This is a genomic window from Comamonas sp. (assembly GCF_009360615.1).
Lineage (GTDB): Bacteria > Pseudomonadota > Gammaproteobacteria > Burkholderiales > Burkholderiaceae_C > Comamonas.
In genome coordinates, this window is record NZ_SPEY01000071.1 from 47,102 (window position 1) to 65,460 (window position 18,359).

Genomic DNA, 18,359 nt, shown 5'->3' on the forward strand with positions numbered 1-18,359 from the left:
CCTGTCGCCGTGGCCCTTGGCGGACTGCACCGAGATGACCCAGGATCAGCGCAATACCGGAGAGCCCCCATCGCCCTTGGCTGTGCTTGACAAGCAGGACCCTCCTCTGTCCTCCAGCACGTCAGCCATGCCGGCGACCACCTCATGCTCTTCAGGCATCCCGACGGCATCGGAATACCGGGTCTTGGGCGCTATCGGATGGCCTGCTCGTCGCATGGCGGTCCAGTTGCGGCCAGACCTGAGCCAGAGGCCGACGGTACCGCTGCCTTTCGCATTCAGCGACTGCGTGGTGCAGCCCTCCCAAACACCGGGCCCAGATCCTGGAGACCGGGGTAACAGCGGCAAAATCAAGAGAGGCCAGCCCCTGCGGACTCTGCGGGAGTACATCGACCCAAGGCAGGTGACGGCTGCCCGAACCGGCCTGGTCCGCGTCGCAAACCTGCGCAGAACGCAGCCCCATCGTACCGACTCCGCCGTCAGTTGGCGGACAGCGCGCAAGCCGGCCCGGGGCGGCCATAGAACCAGCCTTGACCAATCGCCCCGGGAGCCAGCTTGGCAATATACCGATGCTGTTCAAGTGTCTCCACTCCCTCGACGACAATCTGAACCCCCATCTTTTTCGTCATGGCCACAATGTTATCGAGAATGGGTGCCGTATCTGCCTGCGAATCAACCGATCGGATAAAGACCCTGTCCAACTTGATGCCGTCGATGCCACCTTCAAGGATTCGACTGATGTTGGAGTAACCCACTCCGAAATCATCGATGTATATTTTCACTCCCAGGGACCGATATTTCTGGAATATCCTGGCTGGATCGTCGACGCTGAACTGGCTGCCTTCGGTCACCTCCAGAACTATTTTCTCTGCGGGAATTTGCATTTTTTCCAGTGTCGATTTCACAAACTCAAAGAAATCGTCTTCTTCCAGATCTGCAGGAAATACATTGATTCCTACATAAAAATCGTCTTCGGCCTTGAGCTTGACCTTCAGCTCTTCGACGACGCTGGTGAATACATATGTGGCAAATGCTTTTCGCAAGCCCAATTTCTGAATCAAAGGAATGAACACATCGGGAGAGACTGCACCAACTTCATTGTGGCACCAACGGGCCAAGGCTTCTGCACCGACGATTCTTCTGTCTGCGACAGCCAGCAAGGGCTGATATTCCATGAGGATCTGTCGCGACCTCATGGCTTCGAGCAGCCTGTAGCGCAATCCGTGCTTGACCCTCCAGCGCATGGCGATGGTGATCGACAAAAGCAGGCCAATTGCCAATCCCAGACCAGACAGCACCAGGGTGTTGAGCCTGCATGAGACCCTGAATTCGGACTGCACGCAAAGATCGGAAACGCAACTCGTTTTTTGAAGTGTCGGCCGGATCTTACGAGATAAAAAATCTTCCTGTATATGCCTGTAATTGTCCAATACCTTGGAATACCAATAGATGATTTTCTGATCTTTGGAGTTGATCTGCACAACCGTATTGGTCCCCTCCGCTGCCAGATCATCGAACAGATCGTGGTTGGTAAAGATTGCCACGCTCCCCCCCAGGGCCACCGAGCCGGTGTCTTTACCGAGTTGAGAAAATTCAATATTCGGCCAGAGCAGAACCCCGTCTTCCCGCTGCTTACTGGCGGATTCGGGCAATCGCATCCCGTCAACCACTGCCGACATTGCAGTGCATCTTATCTTCCCATCTACCATCCTTCCGATATCCGCTATATATTTGGCATGGGAAAGATGTATTTTCAACTCTTGAATGTCATGCGGACTGCAATCAGCCCCTGTTGCGTTGAGAGCATCGAATATCTTTGTTTCCTCCTGCCTCTGCCTCATGGCTCGCTTCAAGATGAACGAGTGCTGTATTTCTGCCTGATCTTCAAAATGATAAAGATCGAGCCGATTGCCAAAGAAGAATCCGAAAAACAATCCCACAATAGGCAAAGAATAAATCAGAAGCTTTATTTCTATGGGGTTCTTATTGATTCCCGATAAATTACTCATTGATTGATTTTCATAGGCCTATTGAATTTTCATTCTATGTTCACCCGCAAACATGCCTGGAATCTTTCTTTGTGTCTGAATGTTTGTCTTGGAGACTGACGGTATCCCGGTAGGATATTGCGCCCTCGGAGCGTGTAGCAGTGCCCATTCGGACAATGAGCGCGAAACTCGATTGGTCAGAGCAACGCCTGCCGATGTGACTCGCAGCCGGACTCCGACCTGCAGCCTGCATACCGAATCCTGTGAGGGGTATCGAGAGTTCCGTCTCAGTCCTTAAACAGTGGAGACGTCATGGCGGCTCGCTCACGATTTTCAGGCTCTCACCCTGTTCTCCTGCAAACAAGCTGTCCTTGCGCGCCAACCTGAACCCGTGAAGCAGATGACGCAACAAACCGCCCCGCAGGACCCGCAACAGCCGCAGCAAAGCACTGATCAACGCCAGCCAGGCCAGAACCCCGCCAATGCGGCCGGCCACAGCAGCAAACCCCGAGCCAGGCCCAGAGTCAGGGACAGCCGCCGCACGGACCGCTGCATCGAACCCACCATCACTGAAAGCACGCACCGGGCCCGGTGTGGACGCGCTGCTCGGATCCCCACACAAAAAAGGAGCTGGAATGCAATCAGCCTCCCCGCTCATCTCATCTGATCGTTTCAACGGCAGCAATGTCGACCACCGCAATGGCGACAGACCGGGGTCCATCCACTCCCTGGTGACCGACACGCTCACCGGCAAGGTTCGATACGCAGTGATGCAGGCTGTTTCCTGGGTATCGCCCCGGATGCCTCTCCCCTGCCGTGGGATAGGCATCGGAGATGAGCCCGGCCCAGGCGGGTTTGTGGTTTCCGCCACCAGGGAGCGGCTCGGGAAAGCGCACCACTCTGCCGCTGGCATCGTGACCGAATGCCCGCAAGATTAGGACCGCTGCGTCCACGGCCACAACGGTGTGCCTTTGGTATCCATCAGGCACGCAGCAGCCGAGGCGTCAACGTGTGCGTTCAGAAGCACCGCAAGGACCTGGCGCGCGATCATTCCCCCGCAGGGTCAGGCAGAGCCATCCGATGTGAGGGTTGCAGTCGGAGATTCTTGCTCAAAATCAAGGCCTCGAATACGCTTGACCAGTACTGCAGCGCAACCATCTTCCATGGCGCTCAAGCCGTGCCACGCGATGGCAAACGCCCCCTCGTTTTCTGCCGAGCCTGAGATTCTCTGACCCTCCCTCCGCTTCCTCGGGCACGCCGAAAGGCATCGGCCTTTACCCACAAGCTCACCCGCCAATGCCGGTGGGCTTTTTCTTTGCCTGCGGACATCCGCTGCAGCCACGCAACACCCCGCCTTCACGACTGTTGACGCACTGTACAGTCCACGCCTAAACTACTGTACATTTAAACAGCACTGATTAAAATAACAGTCATATCCGACGCAGCCGCCTGTTGGAGATCCAGGATTTTGTCCCGAACCGCAGCTTCACCATCGATTCCCAGCCAGAGCGCGAAGCGCATTCACTCCACACCTTCGTTGGTTTCGCCTGCTCGCAAGGGCACTGGCCTTTTTTATTCGCCCCCGCCCATCCAGCGGGCCGGCCTCTCGTCTGAAGGAGATTTCATGCCGTACCGCACCATCCCTGCCCCCGTTGATGAAGACCTCGTGAGGCGCCTGCGCGAGAAGGGAGGCCTGTGAAATGGCCACACACCTCCACCGCCGCACTCGCGCTGCTGCTGGCGGTCCTGCTCTTGCTCGCTCCTGCCCTGGAGCAAAGCTTCTGAACGCCGTGCAATGGGGACTTGTGCTGCTGGGCCTGTGCGGTCTGTTCGGTGCAGTCGCCGTCATCGCCAGCACCCCAGAGGCCTGGCCGCTTTGAAGGCTCAATCCATCAATTCTGATAGCTATACGCGCTTGATTGGTAAGCGCCATACTGGATAAATGTCATGGAAAAGATCATCGAATCCCTGATCCTCTTCGCCGCGATCGGCATGGGTGCACTGTGGCTGGCCACTCCCAGTGCCCAGGCAGACGAGCCCACCGCCCGCACACGATCCCTGCGCGATGAATTTGCCTGTCCGGGCATGCACGCCGAATGGCTGGACGCCCACACCGTCCAATGCCTGCGTGAAAAGCCCTGACCCACTGCCACGCGCGTCGTTCCATCGGTGGGGCCGAGGCTGCAGCACCACGATGCCCCAAGACCTGTCTGCCAGTCGCTGTTGAACGCACAGCACCCAGCGCCAGTTGCACATTGCTTTCAGAGTCAAACCACCCTCAGGCATCTACAGAAAAAGGGCAATGCGCCCACCCATCAAGTGCGCTCCGACATCCACGCCGAGGAGCGCCAGCCTGGCTATCCATAGGGCCTTTTCCTTTCCGGATCACGGCAGCGAGCTTGCGCGGTCCTCACCGACCGTCCGGAACCGGCCCAATGCCTGCCGACCCGGTCGCCACGTTTCCGAGCCTGCATGGGCACGCACTGCCGGCACAGCAGACCGGGCCCGATAGCCGGAGGGGCCGATGCCATGTCCGGGATACCGTTACCGCGAGAGATGCTCTCGCCGCCTGCGAGTGCACGCGTCGATCTTCCTGCTGACGGGCAGCACGCAAAGACCGCGTTCACCAGCACCTGCTTACTCGAAACCTGTCTTGCTGCCCAACGTGGCGCAATAGAACGAGGCCGGATGGGCCACGCCGATCATGGGCGCTGCGGCCTGCAGCCGGCAACCGCCGATGCCGAGCATTGCGGCAAGAACGGCGCCGGTGCGGGGGCTTTTTCACGGGCCCAATTGTCGCCAATGCTTCCCCAGGCCCAGGTGCATGAAGTCATGCTTCCGGCCTGTTTAGACCCACTTTCTCGGACTTCGTGCGTTGAAGGCAAGGGTTTGCGCCGGCAATCCTGGCGCATGCTGTCAGCGAATGTCACTTTTAGTCATTTCCTCGGCAAAAAAGGACAAAGGGAACTGTCAGAAATCGCAAGAAGTTGTTAATTTCCGGTCTAGCGGATCCGCAACTGACACATTGCCGATCGCGTTGGCATTTAGATTCGATGAGAGATATGGCCAGTCTGGCCTGTCTGTTGGCAGTGACTAGCAGAAGGCCTATGTATGCATACGAGCAACGACCATATCTACGTGCTGATGCCATCCCTGTCCCTGCTGTTTCTTGCGGGCTTGCTCGGGGTGTGCTGGGTGACACAACCCCGACAACGCTTTCTGCTCTGGCTATGCGCCGCCTTCCTGTTGACGGCCGTGTCCGTCAGCATTCGCAGCGTGCTGAAGTTCGAGGTTCTCAACCACTATGTCATTCTCGTGAACGGGCTGTTTCTGGCGGGAGCATGGTGTCTGTCCAAAAGTTTTTCAGAACGTCGGCGCGTGCCGATGTATCCGCTTGCCGTCCTGGCACTGTGCGCTGTCACCCTGGCATCGCTGTACTACTTCGCCAACATGGCGCGGAACCCCGAAGGACGGCTGCATGCATTCGGCATCGGCGTCGCACTGATTCTCCTGCTGCCGGTGCCTGCCGTCCTCAGGCGGGGCCTCTCCAGTGACTGGCTGGACAGGACTTTGCTGTGGTCCTATCTGTCGTATGCCGTTCTCACCATGCTGCGCCCGACGCTGGTGGCGACCTTCGCGCACAACGGTCTCAGCGATGCCATGGAGGCCAACTCGACCTACTGGCTGACCACGCTGATGAGCATTCTGTTTTTTGCCTTGCTCTTCACCGTGCTGATCTGTGCCGTCACCATCAGGGATACGGTGCGCCAGCTGCGCACCGAACGTGATCTGGATGCGCTGACCCAGACACTGAACCGCCGCGCCTTTGGCGAAACCGCGCTGCAGCGCCTGGCCGACAAGCGCCTGTATCCCATGGCCCTGGTGGCCTGCGACATCGATCACTTCAAGCGCATCAACGACAGCTGGGGGCACGACAAGGGCGACGAAGTGCTTCAGCTGGTATCCAGAGCCATGCAGCACAATGTGCGTAGCAATGATCTGGTGGCACGCTTTGGCGGCGAGGAATTCATGGTTCTGCTGACCCGGATCGACCTTCAGGGTGCCGAGCAGGTCGCCAGACGCATCGGCCTGGAACTCAGAAGCGACCAGAAGGTTCTGCCGGCCGGCCCCGCCGTGACGCTGAGCTTCGGCATCACCGCCATCCACAATGCCAACCAGCTTGAAGGGGCGCTGCGGCTGGCCGATCAGCTGCTCTACAGCGCCAAGAATGCGGGACGGGATCGCGTGCATGTGGAGGGCCGCCTCTACCCGGACATCAGCTTCGAGCAGACCATGCCTGCAGACCACCCCATGGCGCTGCTGATGTAGTGCGGCCCGGCATCCGGGCATCTCGCAGCAGACAGCTCGTTGATCCAATTGGGCCCACAATCGATGACTTCCGATTGGCTGCCGGCCCAACAGCTCGCCGGCATGGGCACTCCCGCCGTAGCTGCAGTTTTGTCAGTGGAATCCTTGATGCGCAGACTTCGCCATCTCACGAACCGGCATCGCACGCCGTCCACCAATATCGCCCTGGGCCTGCTGCTGGCCTTCAACGCCGGCGCGGTCAACGCTGGCGGCTTTCTGGTGCTGCGCATGTATACCTCGCACATGACAGGCTTTGCCTCGCAGATAGCCGACGGCATGGTGCTTGAAAACGCCACGCTGCTGCTGAACGCGCTGGGCGCCATCATCGCCTTCACGACCGGCGCGGCCGTGTGTGCGGTGCTGGTGAACTGGGGCCGCAAACGGCATCGGTACAGCGTCTATGCCCTGCCCCTGATGCTGGAAGCGCTGATGCTGATCGCCTTCGGCCTGATGGGGGCTGTCACCTTGACCTGGAACACCCCGTTTGCGGTGCCGCTGACCGTGCTGCTGCTGTCATTCATGATGGGTCTGCAAAATGCCGTGGGCTCCAAGACTTCGGGCGGCAGCACGCGCACCACGCACATGACCGGCAATTTCACGGATCTGGGCATGGAGCTGGGCAAGATGTTCTTCTGGAGGCGCCACGCCCAGGCCGGACTTTCATTGCCGTCCCAGGTCAGACACGACTGGCGCCGCATGAAGGTTTCGGCAGGTCTGATCGTGATGTTCGTGCTGGGCGGGATCACCGGCGCGCTGGGCTTCAAGCACATAGGCTTTATCTGCGTGGTGCCGCTGGCCGCACTTTTGCTGGCGCTGTCCGTGCCGCCATTTCTGCGCGATGCCGTGCAGGCGGCCGAGCGACCGTCGCATTTCAGCAGGAAGCGATGAGCGGCCCGCAGCTCAAACTGCGGCCGCAGCCCCAGCGGGATCGAGCACGACGACCTGGTTGCGCCCTTGCTGCTTGGCCTTGTAGAGCTGCCGGTCAGCCTGCATCACGGCCTCCCGCAAGTCACTGTCCAAGGGACATGCCACGATGCCCAGGCTCAAGGTCACGCGCTGCCCATCGGGCAAGGGGTCTATGGCTTCGCTGATCCCTGCACGGATGCGCTGCGCGACCCGCCTTGCGGTCTCGATGTCGGCATGGGCCAGCAACAAAACGAACTCCTCGCCGCCAAAGCGGGCGACCAGGTCGGTGCCGCGAACCCCGGCCTGTATGACCTGCGCGGCGGCCTTGAGCACCTGGTCTCCCAACTCGTGCCCCCAGTTGTCGTTGACACGCTTGAAGTGGTCCAGATCGGCCACGACCACCGAGATCGGCTGCGCCTTTCTATCACGCACAAGGGGCGGGGCAAGTTCCCAGAAGCTGCGTCGGTTCAGGACTCCGGTGAGCGCGTCGAGGTTGCGCTCTTCCCTCAGTTTGGACATGGCATCCGCCATGGAAACAATGAGCATCAACCCCGAGAAGACCAGACTGAACAGCAGCGAGCCCAGCATGGTGACCAGCCAGTAAATGGAGTTGAGCATGTCCTGCAACTCGCTGAAACCCAGATACAGGACCATGACCGGCCTCAGAACCGTATAGATGGCGAATGCGCCGTAGGACCGATACAGCAGTTTTTCCAGCCCGTCACGCTTGACCTTCTTCAGCGCGATGGCGGGAAAGGGCATGAAGTGAATGATGCCCAGTCCGGTATTCAGCCACAGCACGCGCGCAGCAATATCGTCCCGCACGGCGCTGTATTCATAGAGCGCAGCGACTACGATGACGGACACCAGGGACGAGGTCTTGGGATAGGAGGGCACGGCAAACTTCTGGGCGACACCCCAGGTGCAGAGCCAGGCTGCCAGCAGGTATGCAGGCCCGGTGTAGACGGCCCATTTCGATAGCTCCCCCGCAGACATCAGACATTGCAGTCCCAGCGCAATCCCCGTCAGCGTCAGACCGAAAGCTGTGGAGAGCAGGAACAGGGAACGGCGCTGCGCCAGCCAGCAAAAAGCCATGAGCGCACCCAGGGCCATGATGCAAACCGGTGCGACCAACAAGTACAGCTGCAAATGGCTAGGCATGGTTCTGCCGATCAGAAGAGCCCAACCAGGGGGCCGCACCTATGTGACCACCCATGCCCTGAGACTTGGAGGAAGACGTCCACTGGATCAGTGGACTGCAGGGTTCGGGAGCGAATGCTAGCAAGTGTCGAGACAACGACGAATCGATTTCCCGCGCGATTTCCGCCACCATCGACCGTAATGCAGCCGTCACCTGCGCATCCCGGCACGAAGGGCTAGGCATCGGATCTCCGGGAATGAGCCTGCTCGGGTCCTCGCCGGGCACAGACCACCTGATTGCGGCCCGCGTTCTTTGCTCGATACAAGGCCATGTCGGTGCGGCGCAGCAAATCTGCGCACGCGTCGCCCGCCTCCCAGCATCCCACACCGAAAGACAGGGTGATGCAGCCCACTTCTGCAAAACTCTGCGCAGCAATTGCCAGACGAAGCCTGTGGGCCAGATCCAGGGCCGCCTGCAGACCAGCGCCGGGCACGATGATCAGAAACTCCTCGCCGCCCCAGCGCGCCACATGCTCCGAGGAACGCACGCAGCTGCCGAGTACTTCTGCAACCTGCTGCAGAACCCTGTCGCCGGCTTCATGACCGAACTGGTCGTTGACCTGCTTGAAAAGATCGACATCGCACAGAATCAAGGCATAGGGGAGGCCCTGGCGCTCCGCGTTCCGCTGGCAATTCTCGAGTTCATACCGCCCGGCACTTCGATTGAGCAGACCTGTCAGGTCATCCTGCAAGGCCTGCACGCGCAGCGCCTGCTCGCGCTGAACCAGCTCGCTGATGTCCTTGGAAACGCTCACATAGTGCGTGATCCGCTGCCTGGCGTCGCGCAGCGCCGAAATGCTCTGCGACGCATGATAGAGCTCTCCGTCCTTGCGCCGATTGATAAAAGTCCGGCTGATGTTGTCCCCGCGCACCAAGGCATCGCGCAATTCGGAATAAAACTGCGCAGTATGGGCACCGGAGTGCAGTATTGCCGGCGTTCGGCCAATGGCTTCGGCGAAGGAGTACCCCGTCTGTCGCTCAAAAGCATGATTGACGAACACAATACTGCCTTTGCGATCGGTGATGAATACCGGCGCATTGGCGGAGTTCAATGCCTGGATCATCAAATCCCGCTGCCTTTCACCCTCCACCTGCCGCGTAACATCCTGCTGAACGGAGACAAAATGCGCGATATTTCCTGCGGTATCCCTTACGGCAGAGATATTCCAGGACACATGGTATGGCGTTCCATCCTTTCGGTAATTGACCGCACTGCCTTGAAAAAAACTGCCATCCGCAAGACATTGGCGCATTTGCTCAATGACCTGCGGGTCCGTATCGGGACCCTGCAGCATGCGCGGAGACCGGCCCAGCAGCTCCTCGATGGCGTAACCCGTCATCAGGGCAAACGCATTGTTGCAATAGCGAATGAAGGGGCCGCCCCCGGCCATTTCCGCATCGGTGATCACCACCGCGTTAAATGCCTGTTCCACCGCCACCTGCAGCATTTGCGGGAGAGTGTCCGGCCGAGAATCAGAAAGTGACGAAAGATAACTATTCTTCTTCATCGCCACATTCTCACCCTGATTGGTAACGAAGGGATACATTAATTTGGGGGCGGCCCTGACATGCGCCTCTGTGATCAGTTTCCGCATGGATATTACGCAATCCGTCGGCGTGTTTTTTGATCGGACAAACAGGGGGAGTCCTGAAGGCTGGCACCCGGCATATTCTCACTCGGCAGGGACCGGCCAGTGCACCGAAATGGCCCGCGGGCCAAGCGCCCCCACACGCCAGCCTTTGAGCTTCTGTCCCGGCCAGAGGAGATGCACGGCCGTGACAGGGCGTGTCTGGCGCGGAGCCACAACCGACAACCGTCTTGTCGCACATGCTGCGGCAGCAGGGCAGCCTGGCATTGACCCGACCGCTGCCGCTCGATGTGCGGGTGCCAAGTTGTCTGCAACCCGCCTTGCCGTCGGCGAGATCCCCTCCCCATCCACCATGCGGGCCCGCCGGACAAGTCCCGGCCAGGCTGGCGTCGCCCCCTTCCGGCAGGCTGGGTGTACCGGCCAACCCGAGTTTCACCAGCCATCGGCGCCGCGAGCCCCGGAACGGCTCCTCCTTGGATCACAATGGCATGCGCTGCAGCCGAAGCCTGGTGCGACGTGGCCGGAAACAGCTGCGGCTGTCCTGGGTCAGCCTGGCTTTGCAAACCTGTGCCAAACCTGAGCTAAGCTCCGGTGTGTAGGGTGCACACGCAGGGAATCTGATGGCGTCGATATGGCGTAAGTTTTCACGAGAGCAATCCTAAGCCCTTGATCGCATTGAATTTGATTCAATAAACCCAGCCACTTACTTAAGGATGCCAGTGGTGAACATCGTTATCCTGGACGATTACCAAGACGCGGTTCGCAAGCTCGATTGCGCCAAGCTGCTCGATGCCTTCAACGCCAAGGTCTATACCAACACCATCAAGGGTGTGGGGCAGCTGTCCGTTCGGCTGCGCGATGCGGATGTCATCGTCCTGATTCGCGAGCGCACCCAGATCTCGCGCCAGTTGCTCGACAAGCTGCCCAGGCTGAAGCTGATTGCCCAAACAGGCAAGGCGGGTGCCCATATCGATGTGCAGGCCTGCAGCGAGCGCGGCGTGGCAATCGCCGAGGGCGTGGGATCTCCGATTGCGCCGGCAGAGCTGACCTGGTCGCTGATCATGTCGGCCATGCGCCGACTGCCGCAGTACATCTCCAATCTCAAGCATGGGGCCTGGCAGCAGTCGGGGCTCAAGGCAGCGTCCATGCCGCCCAACTTCGGGCTGGGCAGTGTGCTGCGCGGACGCATGCTGGGCATCTGGGGTTACGGCCGCATCGGGCAACTCCTGGCTGGCTATGGCAAAGCTTTCGGCATGCAGGTCTGCGTCTGGGGCAGCGAAGCCTCCCGTCGCAAGGCCGAGGCCGATGGCTTTCTGAGTGCCCCTTCCAAGGAGGTCTTTTTCGAGCAGTGCGATGTGCTGTCCCTGCATCTGCGCCTGAACGACGCAACACGGGGCATCGTGACCGCACAGGATCTGGCACGGATGAAACCGACCGCCTTGTTCGTCAACACCTCTCGCGCCGAGCTGGTGGAACCCGAAGCCCTGCTATGCGCCCTCAACCGTGGCCGCCCGGGCCTGGCTGCCATCGATGTCTTCGAGAGCGAGCCGATACTGCAAGGCCACGCATTGCTGAGGCTGGAGAACTGCATCTGCACACCCCATATCGGCTATGTGGAGCAGGACAGCTATGAGCTATATTTCCGCGCGGCATTCGAGAACGTGGTGAACTTTGCCAACGGCAAGCCCAGCAATATTCTCAACCCTGAGGTTTTCAACGGCCCGCTGCGCCTGAACCGCTAGGCAGGGATGCAGCAGCTATCGGCTATCGGCTATCGGTGGTCGTCGGGTTTGCTGTGCAAGCTCGGCTTCCACGGCCTCGTAGACCGATTGACGCACCACGGTCTCCACTTCTTCACGCAGTCGCAGCACCAGGGACCGGGTCTGCGCCTCCACGACCTGTGCGATCGCCTCCCTGAGCCTCTGCTCCAGAACCAGATCCACCCGCTGCATGAGCCGGTGCACCAGATATTCCTCGGTCACCACGGCCTCATGCACATCCAGCGTCTCCTGCGGGCCGACCGCGCTCGGGACGGGGACGGACTCGCCGGCCAGCTCCGCAACCGGTGCAAGCATGATCGGCCCGGTGGCTTTCTCACACGAGGCCTCGGCCTCGACCACGGGCTGAATCCGTTCGTCCTCGAGCGGTGCAGCGTCCGGCAGCGTTGGGGGCACAGGCTGGAGCGCCTCCACGGGCGAAGCGATTGCCGGCCCATGCTCGACCTGCCCGGCCCAGGCTGCCTGCACCGGCTCCGGGGTCATGCTTTGTGCAAATGACTGCTGCGGCGGCAATGACTCCGGCAATGGGGGCAGCTGATGCGGAATACCTGCAGGGCGGCCGCGGCCGTAGAGGCCATCGGCCAGCCACGGGGTGTGAAACGAGGGTCGCGCGGAAGGCAGGACGCTGTCTCCCAGCTTCTGCGGACCGAGCACTTGCTGTGCGCGGCCCCCAGCCTGATCCGCTGGGTGGACGCTGCCTACCGCTTCCTCGGGAGCGGATGCCTCGGACTCGACCACTTCGGTCAGGGTGGGAACGAATCGCGGCGGAACTTTTGATGAGGAGTTCATGACCTAGCCCTTGAGATTCAGATCGTGCCGGACGATGGAAAAGCCACGCGCAGCATAGTCGCGCCAACGGGCTCGCGCATCCTGGCGATCCATCTCATCCGCCGAGGAAACGATCTCCACCACCCTGGCAAAGCGCTCGAATTCGGCTGGCACCTGCGGCGTGAGGTTGACCAACACATCATGATGAGGAAGTCCCTGCAGGTGTTCGGCCAGAATGATGGGAGAAGCCGCAAGCATCTGCGCCCCCTCGGACGCCGAAGCATGCGCCAGAAAGTCCGTGGCCGAGACGCTCCACAATCGAGGCGAAAGCCGGCTCAGCGCAGCGCCGTCGCCCAGAACCACGAGCCGCGCACCATGGCGCAAAGCCTTGCGCGCAAAGCGGCACACATAGCCCAGTTTGTCTGGCGCGTTGAAATGAAAGGCAATTTCTGTCACTGCTTTTGGCGGCAGGCGCAGCCCCAAACCGGGATGCGCCTGCCGGCTTTCCTTAAGTCGAAGCCTTGGCAGTCGCACGCGTGCGGCGCGAAGCCGCTGGCCTTGCCGTGCTCTTGCGAGACGCAGAGGCCTTGCCAGTCGCCGGGACAGCGGCAATCCTGCCCTCCTGGCCCAGCAGATACTGCACCAGCAGGCCCACAGGGCGACCGGTGGCACCCTTGGCAGCACCGCTCTTCCAGGCGGTGCCTGCAATATCCAGATGCGCCCAGGGAATATCACCCACGAACTTCTGAAGGAACTTGGCGGCCGTCACCGCACCCGCAGCGCGCCCGGCCACATTGCCCATGTCCGCAAAATTGCTCTTGAGGCCCTCGGCATATTCCTCGTCCAGAGGCATGCGCCAGCAGGGATCAAGCGCCGCATCGCCCGCCGTCTGCAAGGCCGCTGCCAACTCGTCACTGGTCGAGAACAGACCGCTGCGCAGGCCGCCCAGAGCGACCACGCAGGCGCCAGTCAGCGTGGCCATGTCGACCAGCGCGGCCGGCTTGAAGCGCGCCGCATAATGCAGCACATCGCACAGCACCAGACGGCCCTCGGCGTCGGTGTTGAGAATCTCGATGGTCTGGCCGCTCATGCTGGTCACCACATCGCCGGGCTTGACGGCTGCGCCGTCGGGCATGTTCTCGCAGGCGGGGATCAGGCCCACGACGTTGATGGCGGGCTGCAGCCTGGCCAATGCCTGGAACACGCCCAGCACGCTGGCAGCGCCGCCCATGTCGAACTTCATCTCGTCCATCTCGGCCGCAGGCTTGAGCGAGATGCCGCCGGTGTCGAAAGTGATGCCCTTGCCCACCAGCACGATGGGGGCCTCGCTCTTGGCCCCACCGTTGTAGTGCAGCTCGATGAAGCGCAGGGGCTCGCGCGAGCCCTGGGCCACCGCCATGAAGGCGCCCATGCCCAGCTTGGCCACTTCGGCAGGGCCGTGGATCTTGCAGCTCATGCGTGCGGCCTTGGCAATGCTCTTGGCCGCATTGGCCAGCAAGGTGGGCGTTGCATGGTTGGCCGGACGGTTGGCCCATTCGCGGGCCGTGTTCACGCCTTCCTGCTGCGCCACGGCCGTATTGAAAGCAGCGGTAACCGCAGCGGCCTTGGACGACACGCCGAGCACGACCTTGGTCAGTGCAATGGGCTTGGCCTGGGATTTGGTGTGGGTATAGAGATAGGTCGCATCGGCCACTGCCTGCACGGCAGCCGCCACCGCCTGGGCGCTGGCCTCAAAGGCAAAGCTCACCACGGCCTTGGCAATGCCGTCGGTCTTGAGCACCGCGCCACAGCCGGTCAGCGCATTGCGCACATCCCTGGCCGAGCCGGATCCCGCGCCCAGCAGCACCACACGGCGTGCGGCAATGGCGGGCACTTGGTACAAAGGCAATTGCTTGCCGCAAGACAGGGCAAAATCCCCCTGTTTCACCGCGTGAGCCACCATGGCTCCGATGGCGTCGCTGCCGAATGTGCCCGACGCTGCCTGCTCGGAAACCAGCACCAGCAACAAATCACATTTTTCACGCGCTGCGGCAGCAGCGGTCAGAGCCTTCAGTTCAAAGTTCATAATCGGTGTTTTCCTTTTAGCCAATGTTATTCGATTCATCCATACGCAAAGAGCTGGCCCGCAGCTTTGGCGCGACGGCCGTGGTCCTGATCACTGTGGTGATGACCATGATGCTGATTCGCACCCTGGGTCAGGCTTACAAGGGCAGTGTCAGTCCCTCCGACGTGATGCTGGTCATGGGCTTCACCGTGCTCGGGCAACTGCCCACCATTTTGGGCCTGAGTCTTTTTGTTGCGATTGTGGGTTCGCTGTCCCGCATGTATCGCGACAGCGAGATGGTCATCTGGTTTGCTGCCGGCCAGGGTCTGGCCAGCCTGCTCAGGCCCTTGCTGCGCTTTGCCTGGCCGGTGATTCTGATCACGGCAGTTCTGGCCCTCGGCGTGCTGCCCTGGTCCTATCAGCAGATCGAGCAGATCAAGACCCAGTTCCAGCAACGCAGCGACTTGGATCGCATCGCACCCGGCGAGTTCCAGGAATCGGCCGGAGGCACGCGAGTGTTCTTCGTGGACAAGGACTCCCCCTCGGACATGGCGGCCAGCAATGTGTTCGTGGTCTCGCGCGACCCGGGCAAGGAGTCCGTGACTTCGGCCAAGGGCGCGCATCTGGCCGTCATCAAGGGCCAGCGCATGGTGATTCTCGAAGACGGCCAGCGCATGGAGACACGCAGCGACGACGGCTCGGTGCGCATCACCGAATTCAAGGAATACGGGGTGCAGGTCGACAACGACAATCCCGTCGCCATCGAAGAAATGGCGGCACGCACCATGCCCACCAAGGACCTGATCGGCAAGGATGAACCCATTGCACGCTCCGTGCTCGCATGGCGTCTGGGCCTGCCGTTTGCCGCGCTCAACTTCGTCATCCTGGGCCTGGCCGTCTCCAGCGTGAACCCGCGTGCGGGCAATAGCAGCAGCCTGATGATCGCCCTCTTCGCCTTTATCGTTTACTACAACCTCATGACCCTGGGCGAGAGCTGGGTCAGCGCCAACAAGATAGGCATGTGGGGCCTGCTGGGCCTGCTGCATGGAAGCATCCTCACGGTCAGCGTACTGGTGCTGCTGGCGCGCCATTTCCGCTGGTCGCCGCGTGATCTGCTTCGGCGCTCAAACACGCGCAAGGTGGTGGCACGATGAAAGTCCTGCGCAACCTGATCTATCGCGAGGTCATACAGGCCGTCTTGTACGTGTCGCTGGCCTTTCTGGCGCTGTTCTTCTTCTTCGACCTGGTCGATGAAATGCGCTGGGTGGGCAGCGGCAACGCCGGCTACACCGCCACGCGCGCCCTGCTCTTCGTGGCCCTGGCCATTCCAGGCCATCTCTACGAGCTGATGCCGATTGCCGTGCTGATCGGCGCCATCTTCGTGATGGCCAAGTTCGCCCAGAGTTCGGAATTCACCATCATGCGTACCAGCGGCATGGGCCCCTGGCTGGCACTGCGCACGCTGCTGGTGCTGGGCATGGGCTTTGTGCTGCTCACCGTGCTGGTCGGCGACTACATCGCCCCCGCCGCCGACAACTTCAGCCAGAAACTGCGCGTGGTCAGCAAAGGCCAGATCTCCCGGGGCGCCACCGGCGCATGGCTTAAGGAAAAGCAGGGAGAACACTCTGTCGCCATCAATGTCGGCGCCGTGAAGAGCCCCGGAGACTTCGTCAACGTGCGGATCTTCGAGTTCGACAGCAAAGGCCGCATCGCAGCCCAGATCCAAGCCGAATCGGCCCAGGTTGATGAAGACCAGGATCAATGGATGCTGCAGGGCGTGGAAGGCAGCAAGGTGAGCCAGGAAGGCGACGTCACCCGTCTCAGCCGGATCAAGGAAGCCCGCATGAACTGGCCCACCAAGGTCACGGCGGCCATGGTCTCGGGTGCGCTGCTCAAGCCCGACCGCATGACCACGATTGCGCTGTTCCAGTTCATACGGCATCTGCAGGACAACGGCCAGGCCGCGCAGAAGTACGAAATCGAATTCTGGCGCAAGGTCTTCTACCCCCTGAGCTGCCTGGTGATGGTCGTTCTTGCCCTGCCTTTCGCCTATCTGCATTTCCGCTCGGGCGGCATCACGGCCTATGTATTCGGCGGGGTGATGGCCGGCATCAGCTTCTTCCTGCTCAACAACGTATTCGGCTATATCGGCACACTGCAATCGTGGTGGCCCTGGCTGGCCGCTGCGGCACCCGGTCTGCTCTACACCGCGCTATCGCTGTCGGCCTTTGGCTGGCTGGTATTGAGACGCTAAACCATGGATGACAAGCAAGCTACTTTTCCCGAGCGCTCCGGCCTGATCCTGCTGGCCCATGGTTCCAGAGATGCGCTCTGGCGCCAGCCCATAGAGGCGGTGCATCAGATGGTTGAGACCATGCACCCGGGACTGCCCTGCATCTGCGCCTATCTGGAGGCCTGCGCGCCGGATCTTCCGGCCGCCGCGCAGACACTGATGGCGCAAGGCGTCAGGCACATGATCGTGCTACCTCTGTTCCTTGGCACCGGCAAACATGCACGCGAAGACATTCCGCGCCTGCTGGATGAATTGCGCCGCCAGCATCCTGGATGCCGGTTCGACCTACAGGCCGCAGCCGGGGAAAACCCGCGCGTCACGACCCTGCTGGCGCAACTCGCCATTGAGGCCGCCGGGGGGGACGAGAATCGGAACATACAGATTTCAGATAAGGACTAGCTTCTTTAGATATTTGAAGCATAATGATGCAAGTTCTCAGTCCATGCCGTCATGAACCTGCATCAATTCCGCTTCGTTCAGGAAGCCGCACGCCGCAATCTCAACCTCACCGAGGCGGCCAAGGCCTTGCACACCTCGCAGCCCGGAGTCTCCAAAGCCATCATCGAGCTTGAGGAGGAGCTGGGCATCGATATCTTTGCGCGCCACGGCAAGCGTCTCAAGCGCATCACCGAGCCGGGACAGGAAGTCCTCAGGAGCATCGAGCTGATCATGCGCGAGGTGGGCAATCTCAAGCGCATCGGCGAGCAATACAGCGCCCAGGACAGCGGCACGCTGAGCATCGCCACCACCCACACGCAGGCGCGCTACGTGCTGCCGCCGGCCGTGGCGCGCCTGCGCGAACTCTATCCCAAGGTCACCATCAGCCTCCACCAGGCCACGCCCGCCGAAGTCGCGCGCATGGTGATCGATGAGGTGGCCGAAATAGGCATGGCCACCGAATCGCTGGCCGACTACCCCGATCTGGTGACCCTGCCATGCTATGAATGGCAGCATGTACTGGTCATCCCCACCGGCCACCCGCTGGCGCAGAAAGAGCGCATCACGCTGGAGGACATCGCCCAGGAGGCACTGATCACCTATCACCCGTCCTTCACCGGACGCGGCAAGATCGACCATGCCTTCGAGATGCGCCGCCTGCATCCGCATATCGTGCTGGAAGCCATCGATGCCGACGTGATCAAGACCTATGTGCGTCTGGGCCTGGGCATTGGCATCGTGGCCGAGATGGCCATGCGCGACGACCCCGTCAATGACCTGGTGATACGCCCCGTAGGCCATCTGTTCGGTACCAGCGTGGCGCGGGTGGCCATCAAGCGCGGCGCATACCTGCGCAACTTCGTCTACCGATTTGCCGAACTGCTCAGCGACCGCCTCTCCCGCGACCTCATCATGCGTGCCATGAACGGCAGCGTGGACGACTTCGGGCTCTGACCGGCCCGCCTCCCGGGCTGGTGCCCGTACGCCCGG

General features: G+C 60.9%; 15 protein-coding genes. 8 read left to right on the forward strand and 7 right to left on the reverse strand.

All coding sequences use genetic code 11. The features are described from left to right. Window positions 1–476: 476 nt before the first annotated feature. Both E2583_RS18195 and E2583_RS18200 read right to left on the reverse strand, forming a co-directional pair. Window positions 477–2,006 carry an EAL domain-containing protein gene (locus E2583_RS18195; protein WP_291597612.1) on the reverse strand — a complete coding sequence of 510 codons (1,530 nt, stop codon included), beginning with the start codon at window positions 2,004–2,006 and terminating at the stop codon, window positions 477–479. Between the two features lie 289 nt (window positions 2,007–2,295). Further along, the gene (locus E2583_RS18200) at window positions 2,296–2,706 is read right to left on the reverse strand and encodes a hypothetical protein (RefSeq protein WP_291597613.1); all 411 of its coding nucleotides are present in this window, start codon (window positions 2,704–2,706) and stop codon (window positions 2,296–2,298) included. 1,226 nt (window positions 2,707–3,932) lie between these two features. On the opposite strand from E2583_RS18200, the gene E2583_RS18205 reads away from it, so the two are divergent. From E2583_RS18205 to E2583_RS18215, 3 genes are all read left to right on the forward strand, one after another. Further along, on the forward strand, window positions 3,933–4,127 hold the full coding sequence (locus E2583_RS18205) for a hypothetical protein (protein WP_291597614.1): 195 nt from the start codon (window positions 3,933–3,935) through the stop codon (window positions 4,125–4,127). 969 nt (window positions 4,128–5,096) lie between these two features. Next, window positions 5,097–6,314, forward strand: coding sequence for a diguanylate cyclase (locus E2583_RS18210; protein WP_291597616.1), 1,218 nt, complete (start codon window positions 5,097–5,099; stop codon window positions 6,312–6,314). A gap of 147 nt (window positions 6,315–6,461) precedes the next feature. Beyond that, on the forward strand, window positions 6,462–7,241 hold the full coding sequence (locus tag E2583_RS18215) for a YoaK family protein (protein ID WP_291597617.1): 780 nt from the start codon (window positions 6,462–6,464) through the stop codon (window positions 7,239–7,241). A gap of 12 nt (window positions 7,242–7,253) precedes the next feature. Here the strand turns inward: E2583_RS18215 and E2583_RS18220 are convergent, their stop codons facing one another. Next, the gene (locus E2583_RS18220) at window positions 7,254–8,420 is read right to left on the reverse strand and encodes a GGDEF domain-containing protein (protein WP_291597618.1); all 1,167 of its coding nucleotides are present in this window, start codon (window positions 8,418–8,420) and stop codon (window positions 7,254–7,256) included. Between the two features lie 215 nt (window positions 8,421–8,635). Continuing rightward, window positions 8,636–10,054 (reverse strand): GGDEF domain-containing protein, encoded by a 1,419-nt coding sequence (locus E2583_RS18225; RefSeq protein WP_291597619.1) that lies wholly within the window; start codon window positions 10,052–10,054, stop codon window positions 8,636–8,638. A 716-nt stretch (window positions 10,055–10,770) separates the two neighbouring features. Between E2583_RS18225 and E2583_RS18230 the strand changes: the two genes are divergently transcribed. Then, entirely contained in the window at window positions 10,771–11,790 is a 1,020-nt protein-coding gene (locus E2583_RS18230) for a D-2-hydroxyacid dehydrogenase family protein (protein WP_291597620.1), read from the forward strand. Between the two features lie 15 nt (window positions 11,791–11,805). Here E2583_RS18230 and E2583_RS18235 read toward each other — a convergent pair whose 3' ends face one another. The 3 genes from E2583_RS18235 to E2583_RS18245 are packed head-to-tail and all read right to left on the reverse strand — an operon-like array spanning window position 11,806 to window position 14,659. After that, window positions 11,806–12,615 (reverse strand): hypothetical protein, encoded by an 810-nt coding sequence (locus E2583_RS18235; protein ID WP_291597621.1) that lies wholly within the window; start codon window positions 12,613–12,615, stop codon window positions 11,806–11,808. A 3-nt stretch (window positions 12,616–12,618) separates the two neighbouring features. Beyond that, window positions 12,619–13,050 (reverse strand): DNA polymerase III subunit chi, encoded by a 432-nt coding sequence (locus E2583_RS18240; protein WP_291597622.1) that lies wholly within the window; start codon window positions 13,048–13,050, stop codon window positions 12,619–12,621. A 52-nt stretch (window positions 13,051–13,102) separates the two neighbouring features. Further along, window positions 13,103–14,659 carry a leucyl aminopeptidase gene (locus E2583_RS18245; protein WP_291597623.1) on the reverse strand — a complete coding sequence of 519 codons (1,557 nt, stop codon included), beginning with the start codon at window positions 14,657–14,659 and terminating at the stop codon, window positions 13,103–13,105. A gap of 23 nt (window positions 14,660–14,682) precedes the next feature. Between E2583_RS18245 and lptF the strand changes: the two genes are divergently transcribed. The 4 genes from lptF to E2583_RS18265 are packed head-to-tail and all read left to right on the forward strand — an operon-like array spanning window position 14,683 to window position 18,323. After that, entirely contained in the window at window positions 14,683–15,792 is a 1,110-nt protein-coding gene (gene lptF, locus E2583_RS18250; RefSeq protein ID WP_291597624.1) for an LPS export ABC transporter permease LptF, read from the forward strand. Beyond that, window positions 15,789–16,892: an LPS export ABC transporter permease LptG gene (gene lptG / locus E2583_RS18255; protein ID WP_291597625.1), complete on the forward strand. Its 1,104-nt coding sequence runs from the start codon at window positions 15,789–15,791 to the stop codon at window positions 16,890–16,892. The genes lptF and lptG overlap by 4 nt, the downstream gene beginning before the upstream one ends. Window positions 16,893–16,895: 3 nt before the next feature. After that, window positions 16,896–17,330 carry a CbiX/SirB N-terminal domain-containing protein gene (locus tag E2583_RS18260; RefSeq protein ID WP_291597626.1) on the forward strand — a complete coding sequence of 145 codons (435 nt, stop codon included), beginning with the start codon at window positions 16,896–16,898 and terminating at the stop codon, window positions 17,328–17,330. 51 nt (window positions 17,331–17,381) lie between these two features. Next, window positions 17,382–18,323: a CysB family HTH-type transcriptional regulator gene (locus E2583_RS18265; RefSeq protein WP_291597627.1), complete on the forward strand. Its 942-nt coding sequence runs from the start codon at window positions 17,382–17,384 to the stop codon at window positions 18,321–18,323. Window positions 18,324–18,359 lie beyond the last annotated feature (36 nt).

Coding starts and splice junctions, on each gene's coding strand:
- E2583_RS18195 (WP_291597612.1), bottom strand. CDS start 2,006: ATGAGTAATTTATCGGGAATCAATAAGAACCCCATAGAAATAAAGCTT.
- E2583_RS18200 (WP_291597613.1), bottom strand. CDS start 2,706: ATGGACCCCGGTCTGTCGCCATTGCGGTGGTCGACATTGCTGCCGTTG.
- E2583_RS18205 (WP_291597614.1), top strand. CDS start 3,933: ATGGAAAAGATCATCGAATCCCTGATCCTCTTCGCCGCGATCGGCATG.
- E2583_RS18210 (WP_291597616.1), top strand. CDS start 5,097: ATGCATACGAGCAACGACCATATCTACGTGCTGATGCCATCCCTGTCC.
- E2583_RS18215 (WP_291597617.1), top strand. CDS start 6,462: ATGCGCAGACTTCGCCATCTCACGAACCGGCATCGCACGCCGTCCACC.
- E2583_RS18220 (WP_291597618.1), bottom strand. CDS start 8,420: ATGCCTAGCCATTTGCAGCTGTACTTGTTGGTCGCACCGGTTTGCATC.
- E2583_RS18225 (WP_291597619.1), bottom strand. CDS start 10,054: ATGCGGAAACTGATCACAGAGGCGCATGTCAGGGCCGCCCCCAAATTA.
- E2583_RS18235 (WP_291597621.1), bottom strand. CDS start 12,615: ATGAACTCCTCATCAAAAGTTCCGCCGCGATTCGTTCCCACCCTGACC.
- E2583_RS18245 (WP_291597623.1), bottom strand. CDS start 14,659: ATGAACTTTGAACTGAAGGCTCTGACCGCTGCTGCCGCAGCGCGTGAA.
- lptF (WP_291597624.1), top strand. CDS start 14,683: ATGTTATTCGATTCATCCATACGCAAAGAGCTGGCCCGCAGCTTTGGC.
- lptG (WP_291597625.1), top strand. CDS start 15,789: ATGAAAGTCCTGCGCAACCTGATCTATCGCGAGGTCATACAGGCCGTC.
- E2583_RS18260 (WP_291597626.1), top strand. CDS start 16,896: ATGGATGACAAGCAAGCTACTTTTCCCGAGCGCTCCGGCCTGATCCTG.
- E2583_RS18265 (WP_291597627.1), top strand. CDS start 17,382: ATGAACCTGCATCAATTCCGCTTCGTTCAGGAAGCCGCACGCCGCAAT.